The following is an 18010-nucleotide window of genomic DNA, read 5'->3' on the forward strand; positions in this document are numbered from 1 at the left end:
AAAAGGGAAGAGAAGAACCGCGTCAGTTACTGTTTGGTACTTGATGGAGGGAAAAGAAAACATTTATGAAATAAAAGCGCGTTCGTCCACTTTTATAGGAAACAAAAGAATAAACAGATAAAAAATACATCACAGAATATAAAAGTGCTATAGTTATTTTGTAGTCGAAATATTCTGAGAGAGAGTAGGGGAAAGAATGACCAATATATTAAGAGAATCCTATAGCAAAACAACATATAAATTAGGCAATCATGGCAAAAGAAATGTCCAAGTATTAAAAGAAGCGTTACAAGAAATAGATGAAAATGCAGAAAGTGATATTTACGGACAAGGAAAAATAATAGAGGACTTTCAGCAAAAAATGGCTGATCTATTAGGAAAAGAAACGGCTGTATTTTTTCCCAGTGGAACAATGGCACAGCAAATTGCTCTTCGTATATGGTGTGATAAAAAAGATTTAGGAAAAGTCGCTTATCATCCCTTGAGTCATTTAGAAATCCATGAACAAGATGGTTTAAAGAAGCTTCATAAAATAGAAACGATTCTTTTAGCCGATGAGACTAGAGTAATAGAGTTAGATGATATTAAAGAGATGGAGCGTGGAGTTGCCTGTGTGCTGTTAGAATTGCCGCAGCGAGAAATTGGCGGACAACTACCAAGCTTTGAGACATTAGAACAAATTTCATCCTATTGTAAAGAACAAGGCATTAAACTCCATCTTGATGGTGCAAGATTATTAGAGGTGCTCCCTTACTATCAAAAAACTGCTGCAGAAGTATGTGCATTGTTTGATAGTGTCTATCTGTCTTTTTATAAAGGAATTGGGGGAATTGCTGGAGCTATACTAGCGGGAAGCGCTGATTTTACTAGTCAATCCAAGGTTTGGAAAAGAAGATATGGCGGTGATTTAATCAGTTTGTATCCGTATATTTTGTCAGCTGACTATTATTATGAGAAGAGAGCTTCGAAAATGGCTGAATACTATGAATCTGCTAAAGAGCTGGCCGTATTATTTAATGGGTGTGAAGGAGTTCGTACTCTTCCGATTGTACCGGTGTCTAATATGCTCCACGTTCATTTTGAGTTGGGAAAAGAAGAAGTAGAACAAATTTTAACTGCTGTTCATGAGAAAGCAGGAATTGGAATAAGCGGCTATGTGAAGGAGATTGACGAGAAAAACGCCTCCTTTGAAATTAGCTTAGGGGATGCTTATCAAGAAGCTCCGAAAGAGGCTGTCAGGGAAATGTTTAGTTTATTTGCTGAAAAAATCAAGAAGAGAAGAGGATGACATAATGGAAATTATCCAGCAATGGGTTCAAGAAGATAGTGATTATATTCGAAGAAAATTGGTTGCCTATAATATGGAGCAACTACCAGAAAAATTAAAAAGCGCCTATGAAAATATTAGTTTTGTTGTAAAAGATGAGGAGGGCATAATCAAGGCAGGCATTACTGGTCATATGTTTTGGCACCATATGCATATCGATTTCTTATGGGTAGACACGAGTGTTAGAAAAAAAGGATATGGAAGCGAACTGCTGGCAAAAATGGAACAAGCTGCAATAGAAAAAGCATGTACATTTATTTACCTTGATACGTTCAGCTTTCAAGCCCCAGCCTTTTATGAGAAGCATGGCTATGAAGTATTTGGGACATTAGATAACTTTTCGGAAGGTATTAAACAATATTTCTTGCAGAAAAGGCTAGTTGATGAGAAAAAATAGAAGATTTGTTTGGCTGAAACCCCTAGGTTAGCCAAATAAATCCTAAATCTCACTGCTATTAATTAAATTAGAAAACTCTTATTTTGTTATACTCTGTTTGGAAAAAATAGGTTGCTAATTGATTGATATATTCGTATAATTTGAATAATATAAATATTTAGATAGAGGTAAAGAGGATCGATGAGAAAATTCGCGAAAATTATTATCTATTATTTACTTGGCACTATTACGATACTAGCATTAAGTGTTTTTCCAAAATACTTTCAAATGAGAGATTTTCCTGAGGGAGAGGGATATTTCTTCACTCTATTCTCCTTTTTGTCGAAGGAATTTTTTCAGAAAGAAGGCTGGGTATACACATTAAATGGTGTAGATCAAGAACCGATTCTAGATGTACTCTGGCCTGCTTTTATTTATTCGATAGAAATTCTGCTTTGCGCTATTCTCCTCGGATGCTTTGTTGCTTTTATTTTATCCTTATCATCTTTTTTTCTGCCGCAGTTTCTGTTACAGCCATTAAAAAGATTCCTGGATTTAATAGAATCAATTCCAGATATTATTATTGCTACACTTTTGCAAGCTTTAGTAGTTGTTATCTATAAGAAAACGGGTGTTGAGATTTTTACAGTGGCCAGCTATTCGGAAAATGCTTATTTAGGTCCGATTATTACACTTTCCATACTTCCTGCTATTTCGTTATTCAAAATTCTTATTCTTATGATGGAAGAGGAGTATTTGAAGGATTATGTAACATTTGCAAGAAGTAAAGGAATTCGCAATTTTCCAATCCTATGGAAACATATTATCCGCAATATTATTCCTGTGACCTTTCAGCATATGAAAATTATTATTTGGGGATTATTATCCAGCCAATTTATAATCGAAAGGCTGTTTAATGTCCATGGCTTTACCTATTTTCTGCTAGAAAATTTTACGCCGATAACAATTGCTGTATCTTTGCTGTTTATATTTACACCATTCTTTATCCTTTTTCAACTAGTCGATATATTGATTCATGAAGAGCAAGAGAAGGCTCGCGATGTGAAAAAAGGATTGTGGAGACAAAGAATGAGTTTTTCATATCTTTTGTTATCTTTAAAGGTGTTTGGTAGCAATCTAAGGGATGGTGGGCGAAGGTTTAGTTGGAAAAACTTTTCTATGATTCGTCCACTGTCCTGGTTAGGGAAAATAGTTGCCTTACATATGAAAAATTGGAAGGTTGCGGTGGGAAGCTTGTTCTTTATTGTGGTTATTGGATATAGCATTATTTATTCTGTAACGACCAATAATCATATCGATCAAATGCGATTGTTTTACGCAGAAGATGGAGTAACACTAATTTCTGCCATGCCATTTGCCCCTACGGAACCTTTTTTCTTTGGATCCGATAGACTAGGCTACAGCCTCTTTGATCAAATTGTGATTGGCGCTAAGTATACCCTGATTTTTGCCCTGCTTATCGCATTTTTACGGGTAGTAGGTGGGTTATTACTTGCAGTGATTTATTCTTTTTATTTGAAACATCCAGCACAGCAATGGATTGCAAAGATGGTAGATTCCATACATTTTATGCCGCTAAGTTTGATTGCCTATATCTTATTAACACCGATTCTTTTACCAGGACTTGAAGGATTCAGCTATTCCTTTTGGGAAAGGGTATTTTTGGAAACAATGATTCTGACTTTGCTGGTGGTTCCATTAACTACCATATTATTAGGCAAAGAAATCAATCGTGTGTCTGATTATGAGTTTATTGCGAGTGCAAAGGTAATCGGTGGAGGGAAATTTCAAATTTTAATCCGTCATATACTCCCTCATTTAGGTCCAAGACTTACCATTTTATTTGGGCAGCAATTTATTCAAGTATTATTAATTTTCATGCACTTAGGCATTTTTGATTATTTTTTGGGAGGAACAAAATTATCGATGGACCAAATGTTTCCTGATCCTCCGCAATCTACGACCTATGAATGGTCTGGATTAATCGGACAGGTAGGCAGAGGAGCAATAGGCTCTGGACAGTTCTGGTACTTATATATTCTTGTGCCCTTTGTGATTGCAATATTTGCCATGCAGCTAATTGTTCAGGGGGTGAAAGAAGTCCAGCAAGTAAAAGTGGGCGTGGTGTTTAAGCAACCAGGCTTGCGTAAAAATAAGGAGATTAAGCAATCAAAAGAAGCAGCACCAACTATTACAAAAGAGAGCTTTACACAGATAGGGAGAGATCCAAATGGAAATCAGGCAATTAGGCCCCGATGATGCAGAAGCATATTTCGCTCTCAGACTAGAAGCATTGCAAACAAATACAGAAGCATTTGGCTCTAGCTATGAGGAAGAAAAGGATTATCCATTAAGTCGAACACAAAGCAGGCTTAGTGATCCAGCGTCTTATGTATGTGGGGCATTTGTGGAAAAGGATTTAGTAGGCGTTGTTACGATAATGAGAGAAACCAAGAAAAAGTTGAGCCATCGTGCGAATATTTACGCTGTCTATGTGACCCCTAAATGTAGAGGGAAAGGTGTGGCAAAGCATTTGCTCAAAGCCACAATAGAAAAATCACGTGATTTACAAGGAATAGAACAAGTATACTTAGCTGTTGTTGCTGAAAATGCAGCTGCCAAAAAAGTATATCAAGCATTTGGGTTTGAAACGTATGGAATCGATCGAAAGGCTATAAAAATAAACGGAAAATACTATGATGAAGAGTTAATGGTTCTCTTTTTATAAAAAAATAAAACAGTGATAACTTTATGAGATAAAGCCATCACTGTTTTTATTATGGAAAGAAATATAAAATGGAAAGATTGAAAATAAAGAGAAATAATATAATAAAAAATTATTTAAATATAAACAAAAGGGTAAAAAGTCCGATAAATTATTTGTGAATAAAATTGAATTATTCTGTAAATTACATTAGTATTATACATACAAAGTAATAAAGTACCTTGCTTTATAAAGAATCTGATTCTATTTTACTAATTGCAATCATACATAACCACAATAAAAATAGAGGCAGATAAGTAGAAAGAGCGATATTTAATGAGAAGGAGGAATAAACAAAAAGCAAAAATTACTATTTTGGAATAGAAGAGAAAAATCTCTTTAGTAGTGGAGGTTTGAAATCATCAAAGGGGAGAACTTGTGGTGGCGAAAATGAAATTTAAAAAAATAAAAATAACCAGTTTAAAAAAAGAAAAAAAATCGCAGAAATCTATTTTTAGCAAACTCAATATTAGAAAGATATCAAGAAATGGAAATTTAAAAAGAGTTAATGGCAGGTTCACTAAATTAAATAATATTACAATTGGCTGGAAATATGGAATAACTTTATTATTTGTTTTTGCCCTTTTAACAATTACTACTGTATTAGTAACGACACGTTTAATCCATATTAATAATAGTATTGAGCAATTAAATAAAACAGATGAAAAAGCACTTATTATTACGGAAATGGGATCACTTACCAGAGAGAAAAGTCTTAGTATTTTAAATTATCTGGACTATCAAAATCCTACATATGTGGATGAATTTCAAGATATTAGTACTAAGTTTAATGAATATGAAGAACAAATAAAAAAAGATCTTCGAAATAAGGATGAAAAAGCATTATTCGATGAGATTATAAATCGCAATAAACAAATGAATGATTTATTCTTAGAACAAATTATCCCAGCGATTGAAGCAAACGATCGATCGGCCGTTAATTCCTTAAGTTTAACCAATACAACTATTCGCAAGAGAACGATTACGGCTTTAAATAAAATGCAAGAACAGGTCCAAGATAGTCGGACAGAGGCAGCGGAAGACGCAATCGCTAGTGGAAGTGTGGCTACAAAGACGTTAATTATTTCAATGATTATAGCACTTCTAATCGGTACTGCATTAATTATTATCATCAGCAGCAGAATTACACGTAACTTAAAGAAAGTAGTAGAGGTTAGTGATACGATTGCGCAAGGAGATTTAACGGTAGAAGAGGTTTACTACAAAGGTAAAGATGAGATTGGCCAATTAGCTCAGTCTATGAATAAAATGAGCAATAATCTACGAATGGTTATTCAAAAGATATCAGAAGTATCGATTACGGTAAACAAGCAGAGTGAGAACTTATCCCAATCTACTAATGAAGTAACTGCAGGAAGTCAGCAAGTTGCAACGACTATGCAAGAGCTATCGTCAGGAGCAGAAAGCCAAGCAAATACGGCTACTGATTTAGCCTCATCAATGGAATCCTTCTCTGGCACGATTGGTGATGCCTATAACCAAGGGGAGTTAATTTATCAATCATCAAACAAGGTATTAGGCATGACGAATGATGGCAGTCGCTTAATGGGAAATTCAATTGAACAAATGAATGTAATTAATCAAATTATGAAAGAAGCTGTGGAGAAAGTACGTGGCCTTGATACTCAATCGCACGAAATATCTAAGTTAGTTTCTGTCATCAAGGGGATTGCTGATCAAACAAACTTGCTTGCATTAAATGCTGCTATTGAAGCAGCACGTGCTGGAGAGCATGGAAAAGGATTTGCGGTAGTTGCAGATGAAGTAAGGAAGCTGGCTGAACAAGTTGCATTCTCCGTCACAGATATTACCGATATTGTCGGAAGCATTCAAAAAGAATCAAGCGTGGTAACAGAATCCTTGCAAGGCGGTTATGAAGAAGTAATGAAAGGAGCGGAACAGATTAAGATGACTGGGGAAACATTCGAAGGCATTAAAGCTGCTGTTAATGATATGGTAAATAGCATTGAAGTTGTTTCCGAAAATCTAGCATCTATCTTAGAAACAAGTAAAGAGATGAATCGTTCGATTGAAGATATTGCTGCAATTTCCGAAGAAGCAGCTGCAGGGATTGAACAAACATCCGCTTCCGTTCAACAAACAAGCAGTTCTATGCAAGAGCTCTCAGATAGCTCACATGAATTATCTAACTTAGCAGTAGATTTAAATGGATTAGTAAAAGAATTTAAAATCAATTGAGTATTAAAAAAGGAGAAACATTGGATTGTTTCTCCTTTCAGACTGTCGAGGGTGGGACAAAAGAATTTTACATAAAGAAAAAACCGAACTATAATACAATAAAATATCACAATAGTTCGATTTTTTTCTTTTCGCTGATTTATCCTTTTTATAGCTAAAAAACAAGTTCGTTCCATTGCGCTCCAGTCACTCGCTTTCCGCGGGGAGGAAGCTGAGCCTCCTCACTGCGCTGCGGGGTCTCAGCCTTTCCTCTATTTCCCGCAGGAGTCGAGTGTCTTCCGCTCCATTTCACTAATCTTATAAAATGGGACGAGAAACAAAAATAGATTCTTTTTATCATTCGTCTATTTCAACAAATGATTATTCAGCTTTAAGCATATCCTTTTTAGTTTTGTCTCAGCCCCTTAGTTTATACATATACATTCTTTTAAATAAGAGTTGATTTCCGTTGCAGGGGTTCGCGCTGAGCCGCTTCGCCCTAAAGGCCTGCAGGGTCTCAGACTGTCTCGCAGATCCCACAGGAGTCTCACCCCTTCCACTCCAATCAATGCATAATAATTCCATTTGCATTTCCTAAATTCCTTTTGTCAACAAGCTGAAAGGAGAAACGTTAGATTGTTTCTCTTTTTTTTCGCAGCCTAAATTATTCGGAAAATGGAAATTTCGGGTATAAAAATAAATGGTTGTATGCTATGATGGAGGAAATAAAATCTCATTGGCTTAGTTGTTGATTGCTGATGTTTTAGGAGAGCGATACTAAATGGAAATTTGGAAGCGGAATTTGCTTGTTTTATGGATAGGGGTTTTCTTTACCTCTGCATCCTTTAACATGGTAATTCCCTTTTTACCAATTTTTCTTATTGAATTAAATGTTCATGAAAACACAGAGATTTGGGCTGGAGTACTATTTAGTGCAGCTTTTTTTGCCGGGGCGTTTGCTTCTCCGTTTTGGGGAAGACTTGCCGATAAATATGGCAGAAAACCGATGATTATTCGCGCGGGATTTGTGCTATTTGTCGTTTATACATTAGCTGCATTTGTTACCAATCCCTATCAACTATTAGTGCTTCGTATTCTGCAAGGATTATTGTCTGGATTTATTCCTGGGGCGATAGCTTTAATTGGGACGAATACTCCTTCAGATAAAACTGGTTATGCCTTATCAATGATTTCAACGGCATCTGCATCGGGTGGGATTATGGGTCCGCTGATTGGAGGCGTGATTTCCCAATTAGTCGGAAACCGGCTTTCCTTTGCAAGTGCTGGTCTCCTTGTTTTTATTGCAACGCTTCTGATTATTTTCTGGGTAAAAGAGGATAATTTCTCTCCAAGTAAAGAAAAAGGATCTGTCAGAAACGATTTGCGGATTGCTTTTGCCAATAAACCATTAATGCTTGTGCTCTTGTTAACAATTGTTACCTCATGCTCGATTATGACGATTGAGCCAATACTTCCTCTCTATATATTAGAGATTGGAGGTTCCATGGATAAAGCCTCCTTATTAGCAGGTATAATCTTTTCACTCCCTGGTATTGCTAGTGTCATTATGGCACCATATTGGGGTAAGTGGGCGGATAAGGTTGGATTTAACCGCGTCTTATTTATCGGATTACTTGGTGGCGGTCTTGGTACTTTTTCTCAAATTATTTTCAGTAATATTTGGGGCTTCTCGATTACTCGTTTTATTTTTGGGCTCTTTTTCTGTGCGGTATTCCCAGCATTGAACGGGTTAGTTGTAAAATCAACTGCAGAGGATTTCCGTGGGAGAGCCTTTAGTTTAAATCAAACAGCCAATCAACTAGGAGGAATGTTTGGACCGATGATTGGTGGTTTTCTTGGAGGAGTTCTCCCTGCTCAGTCTGTGTTTATAGTAACAGGTATCCTGCTAATCGTAGCGACAGGGATTGCTTATAAAAAAGGAAATATATTTAGCCCAACCATGAAACAAAAAGTTAAAATAGTTACACATGGAAAATAACCTTATGAGACTTCTAATGCCTATGGCGGGCATAAAAGAGGTCTCTATTTTATTGCAAAAATTCATCTTGCCGCTTACATATTTCAAAAAGGAGCAAGAGAGAATAATGGGTGGAGGTGATAATCATGACAAAAAATAAAAATAAAAATGCGAAGCAAGCAGTACAAAATGATACAGCTCGTCAATATGATCATGAATTTGCCAATGAACCATTAACAGCAGCGGAGAAATTAAATAATAAAAAGACAAAAAAAAGACAATAAAGTGTTCCGAAAAGTATCCTTCAAATGAGGATGCTTTTTTATGTATGCAGGAAAAAATCAAAAAAATAGAAGGAGTAAGTAAACAAAAATTACAAGCTGTTGATATCTAAGAAAATAATTTGTGTGAAGAGAAGTGGAATATTTACTGAATAGCGAAGAAATGAAAAGATGTGATTTAGCGAATATAGGATGCCCAAGGGTTAAAGGAAGAAGAAGATATCTATATTCATGGATTGGCAGGTAATTCTGCAATAGCTAAAAAGGACGGATGGATATTGCTGGAAGATGGTATATGGGATGTGATAGATTATAAAGTGAAATAAAGGAGGAGAAAAGAATGGATGCAAGAATCGAAAAATTAATTAATTTTACAAGGAGACAATGGGGGTTAGAAGATTATTATTTAGGTAGACACCATCTATTTAGACAGCTTACATTGGATGGCGAGACAGTGTATTTCTTAAATATGGAATGGTTTCCGAATAAATATGCCGATTGGACAGATGAAGAGGAGAATCCGGAAGGGACTGCTTCGATTGATATAAATATACATACGGAGGAATTCGAATCTGTTATTTTTGTCCAAGGAGTAACCTATGCGAAAAATGGGGTAGTATTTCCACATAAAGACGTAAAAGAGGTAAAAAAATGGCTTGCCGAATTCGCAGGCATAAATATAGAGAAGGACTTTATTTGCAAGCGAAGAGATGAAAGAGAGTATTACTTTGAGGAACAGTGGAATGGTATTCCATTATCTCCATCCTCTTCAATAACTGTAGAGTTTAATGAAGACGGAGAGCTAACATTTTATTCGAAAGATATCATGGTGTTAACGAATAAGAATGAGTTAGAAGAGGAATATACTTTATCGCTGGCGGATATCGAGGATATAGCGAGTGATCAAGTAGTTTTAGCTAAATTTCCTAAAGAGGATGGCATGTTAATCGTATATGGAGTGGAAGAAACTTATATTAGAAATGATCGGAAAGGAAGCCTTCCATTTATGGAGGAGAAGTTTGGTCTTCGAAAAAACATCAACAAAGAGATAATATGGCAGGAAGGAAAAGAGGATGATTTTGAAAGGAAGTTCTTAGATTGGGACGATGAAGTAAGTGTGGAAGATGCATATTTAAAAGTGACACATCCAGATTCGTTGCCAATAACGGACGAAGACACAGAAAAATGTATCCAAGAAGTAACCGATTTTTTGCGCATGAAGTATCCGAATGATTCAGGTAAATGGATGCTTAAATATTTATATAGAGAAAATTTTAATTTGCTTGCACGGATTGAGAAAAGTGCGCCTAAAAGTATATTTGCAGGAAAAATCCTTACTTTTCATGATCAAGAAGGCAAAATAGTGAATTTTATGGATAAAAAGGAATTTTGGGATGAAATTCTCGATAAAAAGGAAAAGGAACTAATTAAGAAAGAGAAGGAGATAAAAATTACTAAGGACGAAGCTTACAAAAAGCTGAAGCCGTATTTCACCTTAACCCCTTACTATGTGTTTGATCCAGCTGATAGGAAATGGGTGCTGTGCGGGAAGTTGGACTGTAACTACTGCGTCGATGTAGAAAGTGGAGAAATCAGTAATCTAGAGGATTCTTTTTCTTAAATTAATGATACATTACTAGTATTAAAATACACCAAAGACTGCTGAACACAAGGAGGAAGAAAAATGAACTCTTCCCTAGAATTGCAAATGCTCATTCAATTATTTGAACGAGCTGCCCTTTTACTCATTACTTTATTTTTTATGACAAGAGTCCCGAAGTTTAAAGAGACCTTGCAAAAGGATCATCACTCGCCAACAGAGCTGACATTAATTACGATTATATTTTGTGCCTTCGCTCTGTTCGGGACCTATTCGGGAATACAAGTAGAAGGTTCGATTGTCAACATCCGCACAATTGCCATTATGTCAGGTGGTATCCTGTTTGGCCCATGGGTTGGAATTGTGACCGGAATTGTTTCCGGTCTACATCGTTATTTAATTGACATTGGTGGCGTAACCTCTATTCCTTGTTTAATTACAAGTATTTTAGCAGGGATTGTATCTGGTTATATTCACCTTCGCGTGAAAAAGAGTAGTCGCTGGATTTATGGAATAGTTGCTGGAATGCTATGTGAAATGCTAACAATGATTTTGATATTGTTTATGGCAGATCCTTTCGACTTAGGAATAGATATTGTTTCGATCATTGCTTTACCGATGATTTTAGGGCAAGGGAGCATTGGGCTAATTGTCTTGATGATTGCCAGCGTAGAAGGAGAAAAGGAAAGAATCGCGGCACAGCAGGCGCAATTAGCCCTTAACATTGCGAATAAGACCTTGCCTTATTTTCGTTCTATTAATGGGAATTCTTTGCGAACTATTTGTACCATTATAAAAGAAGATATTCAAGCAGACGCAGTAGCTATTACGGATACAAAAGATGTTCTTGCATATGTAGGGTTTGGGGAGGAAAAATATAAGATCGGCCAAGAGATTATCAGTGATTTAACGAAAGACACCATTCGAAGTGGCAAGATTACGATTCGGAATAATATTGCCGATCATCATACTCCGCAAATTCATTGTTTATTAATTATTCCGTTAGAAGAAAGAGGCGTTGTAACCGGTACCCTAAAAATTTATTACCGCAAAGCTTATACAATTACCAATACATTGCAAACCATGGCAATCGGATTGGCGCAAATTATTTCAACCCTTATGGAAGTGTCGCGAGTGGAACAAATGAAAGAGGAAGCAAATAAGGCCGAACTAAAAGCACTACAAACAAAAATTAATCCCCATTTCTTATTTAATGCGCTAAACGCGATTGCATCCACAACCCGTCGCGATCCTGAAAAAGCACGAGAATTAATTATTAATTTATCGGGGTATATGCGCTATAACTTAGAGGTTGGAGAAGAGCTTATTGATATCCAGCTCGCACTCAAGCAAGTGAGAGACTATATTCAAATTGAAAAAGCTCGTTTCGGAAACCGCCTGCAAGTGAACTATGAGATAGATGATATACATATTAAACTTCCGAGTCTTCTCATCCAGCCATTGGTCGAAAATGCGGTTGTGCACGGAATTTTAAAGCGAAAGGGTCCTGGAGTTGTAACGATATCAGTCAAAGATTTAGGAGAGACAGTAAGGGTTAGTGTGCGGGATACTGGAGAAGGGATTGCCCAGGAGGTAATTGATCGTTTAGCAAAAGAAGAGGTATCCTCCAAACAAATCGGTTTAACAAATGTTCATCAACGAGTAAAATTAATGTATGGAACAGGCTTAAACATTCGTAGATTAGAGCCAGGTACGGAAGTTTATTTTGACATAACGAAGGAGATAGCATGAAGGCAATAATAGTAGAGGATGAAATTCCAGCAAAAGAAGAATTAGAATATTTAATTCAAACCCACAGCAAAATTGATATTGTCGCCACTTTTGAAGATGGCTTAGATGTGCTTAAATTTTTGCAAGCAGAAGAAGTGGATGCCATCTTCCTAGATATTAATATACCTTCTTTAGATGGGATGCTTTTGGCAAGCAATATTAGTAAATTTGCGAAAAAGCCCTATATCATTTTTACAACTGCGTATAAAGAGCATGCAGCACAAGCTTTTGAATTAGAGGCATTTGATTATATTCTTAAGCCGTATGAAGAAAAGCGGATTGCCGCGATGCTGGCAAAATTAGAAGCATCTTTCAAAAAAGAAAGCGGTGGAGAAGAAGAGATTACGACAGAAGTAACACGTCGTATAAACTTGCGTAAAAATGAAAATATCATTGTGACAGATGTTAATGATATTTATTATGCAGAAGCGAGCGAAAAGGTAACATTAGTTTATACGAAGACAGATGAATATATGATGCCAATGAGTATCTCTGATTTTCATGATAAATTGCCGCAGGATACCTTTTTCCGCTGTCATCGCTCCTACACCGTGAATCTTTCAAAAATCCATGAAATTGTCCCATGGTTTAACCATACATATCTGGTGAGATTAAAGGATATTAAGGCGGAAATTCCTGTTAGCAGAAGCAAAGCAAAAGCATTTCGACAAATTATGCATCTATAAATACCATTCATTCCGAATAAAGGGCATTTCATTCTGATACCGGTTTCAAAAATATTTCAGGCGGTATAATTTAACTATCAAAAGAAAGCATAAACAACCTTTTATAGTAAAAAATACTGTTTATAAACCGAGTAGAAAGAGGAGATCGGAATGAAAGAACGAAATGGCAATCGCTTACTGATAGTTATTGGTACCATTATTGTGCAAATGGGATTAGGAACAATATACACATGGAGCTTGTTCAACCAACCTCTTGTTGATAAATTTGGATGGGATTTGAGCGCAACGGCTATCACTTTTTCCATTACTAGTTTTGCGCTTGCCTTCGCAACCCTTTTTGCCGGGAAAATTCAAGATAAATGGGGACTCCGCCGCTTAATTGCCTGTGCTGGAATCATGCTAGGTGGAGGATTAATGGTTACTTCCCAAGTATCTTCTTTATGGATGCTTTATCTTGTAGCAGGTGTTTGTGTAGGTTTTGCAGACGGAACTGCGTACATCACGTCTTTATCTAATTTAATTAAATGGTTCCCTGAGAAAAAAGGATTAATTTCTGGTATCTCTGTAGGAGCATATGGAACCGGTAGCTTAGTTTTTAAATATATTAATACAAGCTTAATCGCAGCTTATGGTGTTTCAACAGCCTTCTTAATTTGGGGAATTATTGCTTTAGCGATGGTTGTCGGCGGATCATTCCTTTTAAAAGAAGCACAGGAAGTAGAAACAACTACAAATTCTTTAGCACCAGAGCCAGAGCAAAAGAATTATACAGTGAAAGAAATGCTAAAAACAAAGCAAGCATATTTACTCTTTGTTATTTTCTTTACCGCATGTATGAGTGGATTATACTTAATCGGTATTGTAAAAGATATTGGTGTCAGTCTAGCGAATCTAGATGTGGCGACAGCTGCCAATGCCGTTGCTTTAGTAGCGATATTCAATACAATCGGTCGTATTATTCTTGGAGCATTGTCTGACAAAGTAGGTCGAATAAAAGTTGTTTCTGGAACATTAGTTGTAACAGCTGTAGCAGTCACTGTATTAAATGTTGTTCCGTTAAGCTTTCCATTATTCTTTGCTTGTGTAGCCGCAATTGCATTTTGTTTCGGAGGTGTTATCACCGTATATCCGGCTATTATTGCTGATTTCTTTGGACTGAAAAATCAAAGTAAAAACTATGGTGTAATCTATCAAGGCTTTGGATTTGGAGCTTTGGCAGGAGCTATGATTGCAGCAGTACTTGGAGGATTCCATGCAACCTTTACAGTCATTACTGTTTTATGTGTCGTTTCCTTTATCATTACTTTAATCATAAAGCCGCCACACATGAAGCTGCAGCCAAAAGAACCAAAACAGCCGCAGCCTAGACTTGCAAATCGCCTTGGATAAGATAGCAAGAAAAGAACCCCGTGAATGCAGTGACCCCTAAAAGTTAGACGCAGTTATTTCATTAGGCAACTTGTTGAAAATGAGTTCGGTATTGTACCGGACTCATTTTCAATTTTCCCTTTAACCGTTTTCTATTATAGTATTCTATATATTTTTCTAATTCTAGTTTAAAGTGGTTCACACTTTCAAATTCCTTAAAATAAAGGAGTTCTGACTTCAGTATCCCAAAGAAGTTTTCCATTACAGAGTTATCGTAACAGTTCCCTTTACGTGACATACTCTGTTTAATCCCTTTTGCTTGAAGCAAGTTGCGATATTGTTTCATTTGATAATGCCAACCTTGGTCGGAATGCATGAGTAATTGATGCCTTTTTGGTAAGGATTCTAATGCTTTTTCTAACATGTCCGAAACTAATGAATACGTTGGTCGAGAACCGATGGTATACGTAATAATTTCCCCATTAAATAAATCTAATACAGGCGATAGATACAGCTTTTCCCCAAATAACTTGAATTCTGTAATATCTGTTACCCATTTTTCATTCGGTGCGTCCGCACTAAATTGACGGTCTAAATGATTTGGCGCAATTTTACCAACTGTGCCTTTATAAGATTTATATTTTTTCATCCTCACTAGACATTTTAAACCCAGCTCTTTCATGATTCGTTGAACCTTTTTATGATTTACTTTTTTTCCACGATTCACTAGCTCATCCCGAATACGTCGGTATCCGTAACGACCTTCATGTTCTTCATAAATGGCTTGGATTTCTCTTTTTATATCGGTGTCTGGATCAGGTCGATTCATTCGTTTTACTAAATCATAATAGGTGCTGCGTGGAATGCCAGCGAGTTTTACGAGTGACTTCACCGAATACTTATGCCTTAACTCATAGACTACTTGTGCCTTGTCTTGTTTGGTGATTTTTCCTTGTTTTGAACTAAGGCATTCAACTTTTTTAAATACTCATTTTCCATTTCCAGTTGTTTTATTCGATCTTCTAGTGCTTCAAAAGAACGGTCAGTAGAACTTTGTTTATTTGAATCTTTTTTCATGGATAGACGCCCCTGTTCCTGTGACTGAAGGGCCTCTATCCCTTGTGTTTCAAACTTTCTTTTCCAAACAGCTAGAGTGGAATGCGCTGGGATATTAAAAATAGCTGCCGTTTCACATAGAGAAGTACCATTTTCAGTCATATATTGTAGTACTTCTAGTTTAAACATTTGTGTATAACTTGTACAACGTTTCATCAATGCCTCTGCACCATTGTAGTTGTATTGTCTTACCCATTTAACAATCGATTTGTGATCTATTCCAATTGATTTTCCAATTTCTCTGTAACTTTCTTTTCCGCTTAAATAGCGAGTTACGGCTTGTAGCTTCATTTCCGCAGTAAATTTGGACAAAAAAACTGCACCTCCAATTATTGTAGATAGTGTCTAACAATTGGGGTGCAGTTCAAAATGGTAAATACCATTTCGGGGTTTTTGCTGTAAACTGGTTACTTCCACATCTATCCAATAAAAGAGAAAACATGAAACAAGAGCCTAGATTTGATAGAATAAAAGCATCAAATCATTTTTTTATGCTTTTCCACATACACATAATGTAAGGACACATAACAAAATACGTCTTTAGTCGTAGAAAAGATTCCATTTAAAGTCTATAGCAAGAAAGAACTTGGTTACGTTAAAATAGAAGTAGATAAATCATCGATTTTTGAAACAAAAGCTGAAATGAAACGTATAAAAAATAAAGGAATACGAAGGCAGGAGTCGATTATAGTGAACTCATTTTTAATGTTTTTAGTACGAACAGGCATTTCTTTTCCTGTAGGTGCTTTAACATGGCTAATCAGTTATGTGGCATTTGACCAATATTTTATCCTATCCGTTCTATATGGAGTTGCGGCAACTGGAGTCTCTTATTTCATCTCAGATGGAGTAATTAAACATCAATTAATGGTAAGGCAAGGTTTATCAAGAAAAGAATATAAATTTATTCAAACACAGCTAAAGGAAGCGAATGAGAAAATTAGTCGATTAAATCGACATGTTTTTGCCATCCGCCACTTTCCTTCTTTTAAGCAAAGAATCGATTTAATGAGAGTAACAAAGAAAATCTATCGATTAACGAAGGAAGAGCCACGCCGCTTCTATAAAGCAGAGAAATTCTATTATTCGCATTTAGATTCATTAGTGGAAATCGCAGAAAAATATGCCCTTTTATCTGCCCAGCCGAAGAAAAACAGAGCACTGCAGGCAACCTTAAATGACACAAGAAGAACATTAGAGCAGCTTTCTAGAACGCTGGAAGACGATCTTCATGGCATTCTATCAGATGATATTGATGATCTGCATTTTGAATTAGATGTAGTAAAACATACTTCTAATAAGGAGAAGGACACTGATTTGTTAGATGAAAGCAGGCGGACTAAATGACAGATGAACGACAAATGAAAAACATTACAGATGATTATTTCTCCGATCCTTTAGGAGAAAGCAATAATTTGTTCATGCAAAAAGGCGAAACAGCTGAAACTGTTCGCCTTATTGATGTTTTATCTCCACAAAATCAAAAACGAGCATATGAACTTGCAGATAAACTAGATCCAACCAATCACCGTACGATGATTGCTTACGGGGCAGCAGCGCAGAAAAAATTACTTTCTTTTTCCCATACAATGATTGAGCATGTGCAGCGCAAAGATGTTGGAGAAGTCGGGGATATCGTTAGTGATTTAATGGAAAAATTAAATGAAATCAATCCTGATGAATTACGGGTGGAAAAGAAGGGTTTTTTCCGCCGATTATTTAGTAAGCCTTCTAAAAGTGTCCATGAAGTCCTATCAAATTATCAAAAAGCAAGTGCCCAAATAGATCGCATGAGTGTGCGTCTTGAACGCAGTAAAAATGTATTGACTGCAGATATTCATTTATTAGAACAGCTTTATGAACATAATAAGACCTATTTTGAAGATTTAAACGTATATATTGCAGCAGCGGAAATGAAATACGAAGAAATGACGAAAAAGCTTATTCCGGAGCAAAAAAAACTTGCAGAGGAGTCCGGTGATCGAATGAAACTGCAAGAGGTCAATGATTTAATTCATTTTGCGGAATTACTAGAGAAACGTATTTATGATTTAAAAGTCAGCAGAGAAATTACCATACAAACAGCGCCACAAATCCGCTTGATTCAACATACGAACCGTACGGTTATTGATAAAATCCAGTCGTCGATCATGACATCGATCCCATTATGGAGAAACCAAGTTTCCATTGCTTTAACGCTTTTAAGGCAGCGTCATGCGATTGAAACACAAGCAAAACTGAATACAAGCAGAATGGATGCCAACGCAAAAGAGATGGTACAAATCGCCAAGGAAAACCGTCCGGCAATGGTCGAAATCGATTCGCTAAAAGAAACACAGCATAAACTGATGAGCTCATTAGAAGAGACTCTACATATCCAAGAAGAAGGAAAACAAAAACGTAATCAAGCAGAACAAGAGATTACGGAAAGAGAAGGTAATTTAAAACAAGCATTAGATACGGTTGACAATAGGTATTAAAAAAAACTAAATACATGAAATTT

The 18010-nt window shown here is 36.3% G+C and carries 14 protein-coding genes; 13 read left to right on the forward strand and 1 reads right to left on the reverse strand.

Annotation, left to right across the window (positions count from 1 at the left end; genetic code table 11):
* Window positions 1-196 precede the first annotated feature (196 nt).
* The 11 genes from C2I06_RS23010 to C2I06_RS23060 all read left to right on the forward strand — a co-directional run bounded on the left by C2I06_RS23010 (window position 197) and on the right by C2I06_RS23060 (window position 14412).
* A complete protein-coding gene (locus tag C2I06_RS23010; protein ID WP_123258943.1) occupies window positions 197-1288 on the forward strand; it encodes a threonine aldolase family protein in 1092 nt (363 codons plus the stop codon).
* 4 nt (window positions 1289-1292) lie between these two features.
* A complete protein-coding gene (locus C2I06_RS23015; RefSeq protein WP_095330929.1) occupies window positions 1293-1724 on the forward strand; it encodes a GNAT family N-acetyltransferase in 432 nt (143 codons plus the stop codon).
* Window positions 1725-1904: 180 nt separating this feature from the next.
* The gene (locus C2I06_RS23020) at window positions 1905-3983 is read left to right on the forward strand and encodes an ABC transporter permease subunit (RefSeq protein WP_123258944.1); all 2079 of its coding nucleotides are present in this window, start codon (window positions 1905-1907) and stop codon (window positions 3981-3983) included.
* Complete coding sequence (locus C2I06_RS23025; protein WP_123258945.1) at window positions 3955-4452, forward strand: GNAT family N-acetyltransferase; 498 nt, start codon at window positions 3955-3957, stop codon at window positions 4450-4452. Before C2I06_RS23020 ends, C2I06_RS23025 begins: the two co-directional genes overlap by 29 nt.
* A 426-nt stretch (window positions 4453-4878) precedes the next feature.
* Window positions 4879-6708 (forward strand): methyl-accepting chemotaxis protein, encoded by a 1830-nt coding sequence (locus tag C2I06_RS23030; RefSeq protein WP_095330934.1) that lies wholly within the window; start codon window positions 4879-4881, stop codon window positions 6706-6708.
* A 760-nt stretch (window positions 6709-7468) separates the two neighbouring features.
* Window positions 7469-8686: an MFS transporter gene (locus C2I06_RS23035; RefSeq protein ID WP_095330936.1), complete on the forward strand. Its 1218-nt coding sequence runs from the start codon at window positions 7469-7471 to the stop codon at window positions 8684-8686.
* Between the two features lie 125 nt (window positions 8687-8811).
* A complete protein-coding gene (sspO, locus tag C2I06_RS23040) occupies window positions 8812-8949 on the forward strand; it encodes a small acid-soluble spore protein O (RefSeq protein ID WP_047944664.1) in 138 nt (45 codons plus the stop codon).
* Window positions 8950-9286: 337 nt separating this feature from the next.
* Complete coding sequence (locus C2I06_RS23045) at window positions 9287-10567, forward strand: hypothetical protein (protein ID WP_123258946.1); 1281 nt, start codon at window positions 9287-9289, stop codon at window positions 10565-10567.
* Window positions 10568-10630: 63 nt separating this feature from the next.
* Entirely contained in the window at window positions 10631-12298 is a 1668-nt protein-coding gene (locus C2I06_RS23050; RefSeq protein ID WP_095330940.1) for a sensor histidine kinase, read from the forward strand.
* The gene (locus tag C2I06_RS23055; protein ID WP_095330942.1) at window positions 12295-13023 is read left to right on the forward strand and encodes a LytR/AlgR family response regulator transcription factor; all 729 of its coding nucleotides are present in this window, start codon (window positions 12295-12297) and stop codon (window positions 13021-13023) included. Before C2I06_RS23050 ends, C2I06_RS23055 begins: the two co-directional genes overlap by 4 nt.
* Before the next feature lie 150 nt (window positions 13024-13173).
* Complete coding sequence (locus tag C2I06_RS23060; protein ID WP_123258947.1) at window positions 13174-14412, forward strand: L-lactate MFS transporter; 1239 nt, start codon at window positions 13174-13176, stop codon at window positions 14410-14412.
* A gap of 61 nt (window positions 14413-14473) precedes the next feature.
* On the opposite strand, the gene C2I06_RS23065 is transcribed toward C2I06_RS23060, so the two are convergent.
* Window positions 14474-15819, reverse strand: a protein-coding gene (locus C2I06_RS23065; RefSeq protein WP_123257514.1) for an IS3 family transposase whose coding sequence is annotated in 2 segments (ribosomal slippage) — window positions 14474-15375 and window positions 15375-15819 — 1347 coding nt in all. Because the reading frame shifts where the segments join, the coding sequence is not laid out codon by codon here.
* 378 nt (window positions 15820-16197) lie between these two features.
* On the opposite strand from C2I06_RS23065, the gene C2I06_RS23070 reads away from it, so the two are divergent.
* Together C2I06_RS23070 and C2I06_RS23075 are read left to right on the forward strand one after the other, a co-directional pair.
* Entirely contained in the window at window positions 16198-16854 is a 657-nt protein-coding gene (locus tag C2I06_RS23070) for a 5-bromo-4-chloroindolyl phosphate hydrolysis family protein (protein ID WP_095330945.1), read from the forward strand.
* Entirely contained in the window at window positions 16851-17987 is a 1137-nt protein-coding gene (locus tag C2I06_RS23075) for a toxic anion resistance protein (protein WP_123258948.1), read from the forward strand. The genes C2I06_RS23070 and C2I06_RS23075 overlap by 4 nt, the downstream gene beginning before the upstream one ends.
* Window positions 17988-18010 lie beyond the last annotated feature (23 nt).

Origin of the sequence: Niallia circulans (assembly GCF_003726095.1) — a bacterium.
Taxonomy (GTDB): Bacteria; Bacillota; Bacilli; order Bacillales; family Cytobacillaceae; genus Niallia; species Niallia circulans_A.